This window comes from Oleiphilus sp. HI0061, assembly GCF_001635675.1.
The window spans coordinates 1-1,438 of record NZ_LWFE01001423.1; the positions used below are offsets into that span (position 1 = coordinate 1).

At 40.2% G+C, this 1,438-nt stretch carries 2 protein-coding genes and 1 pseudogene; all 3 read right to left on the reverse strand.

The window, feature by feature from the left end; all coding sequences use genetic code 11:
* Positions 1–232, reverse strand: a pseudogene (locus A3735_RS22495) (hypothetical protein); the annotation flags it as partial.
* Positions 233–357: 125 nt separating this feature from the next.
* Positions 358–1,071 carry a phosphoribosylaminoimidazolesuccinocarboxamide synthase gene (purC, locus tag A3735_RS22500; protein WP_068507797.1) on the reverse strand — a complete coding sequence of 238 codons (714 nt, stop codon included), beginning with the start codon at positions 1,069–1,071 and terminating at the stop codon, positions 358–360.
* A gap of 116 nt (positions 1,072–1,187) precedes the next feature.
* The coding region (locus A3735_RS31260) for a hypothetical protein (RefSeq protein ID WP_197485980.1) at positions 1,188–1,438 on the reverse strand (251 nt) is incomplete at its 5' end.

Genomic DNA, 1,438 nt, shown 5'->3' on the forward strand with positions numbered 1-1,438 from the left:
TTATATTTGGAATCAGTGGCACGGGGTGTTCAAATGAAGCCGCGAGTTCGAAGAAACTATCGTCTTCGAAACCTAGGTCTTTTTCAAAATCAACTGTTTCACCAGCGGTGGCATCACCACCAATGCCTGCATACCAATAACTTGCTTCAACAGTACCGCCAATAAAATCGGCTTGAGCCGTGGCGCTTGCAGCCAAAACGAAAGGAGCGAGGAGTTTTGTAACTTTTTTCATAGATACTTACCTTATTGAATTCTCTTAAGAATAAAACTATTAGCGTAAGTATAGAGGGAGTTTTTGATTTTGCTTGCTTGATTCGTTGCAGCTTAGATTAAAAAGCTGCAACGAAGTCACAAAATTTAGTCAAATGAAATACCTAAACGCTGACCTACCTCTTCGTAAGTTTCGATCACGCTACCAAGACCTTGCCTAAACCTGTCTTTATCCATCTTCTTACGAGTTTCTTTATCCCAAATACGACAGCCGTCCGGGCTAAATTCATCACCAAGAACAATTCTACCTTCAGACAAACCAAACTCTAGCTTGTAATCAACCAATAGCATACCCGCCTTGTCAAACATTGCTGACAGCACATCGTTTACTTGATAGGTAAGCTTTTCCATTTCGACAAGCTGTTCTTTCGTGGCCCAACCAAAGGATACACAGTGAGAAACGTTAATCATTGGGTCATGCAGAGCATCATCTTTTAGGAATAGTTCGAACGTAGGTGGAGTCAATTCTTTTCCTTCTTCAACACCTAGGCGACGTACTATGCTACCCGCTGCATAGTTACGAACAACACACTCCACAGGCAACATTTCAAGATTTTTTACCAGGCACTCGTTATCTGATAGCAAGGCTTCAAAATGAGTTTCGATACCAGCCTCTTCTAAAGCCTGCATGATAAAAGCGTTAAACTTATTATTTACCATGCCCTTTCGATTCAGCTGCTCCATTTTCTCGCCATCAAAAGCAGAGGTATCGTCTCTAAACAAAAGAACAAATTTGTTTGGATCTTCTGTGGTATAAACTGATTTTGCTTTACCAGCGTAAAGTTCTTTCTGCTTTTGCATAAAAAGGAAACTCCCGAGAGTGGCTCTAAGATTAAGAGCAATAGTATTGAAAAATTTCTATAGTGTTTTAATGAGCAATGATATCGCAGCTATTTAGGCAATAAACACATATCAAATCATGATATGTGTTCAAAAATAATCGTTAATAGTTCGGTAGCTGTATTGGAGTCAAAGCTATCATTCAAGGCCTTGACTCGAACCTCATAGGCATCAGCCTGTTCGAGTGCGCTGCCGGATATCTCGATAGAGAAGTTATGCTCTTTAGCTTTTTCTTGACGATGCTCTTCCGTCGAAAACCATGAATCCAGCTCATCTCGACTTAAATAACTGACAAAGTACTTTCCTTGCGACTGATCTATATCAGAAA

Bases quoted from the DNA above. Each gene is read 5' to 3' on its own strand.
- purC (WP_068507797.1), bottom strand. From the start codon at position 1,071: ATGCAAAAGCAGAAAGAACTTTACGCTGGTAAAGCAAAATCAGTTTAT.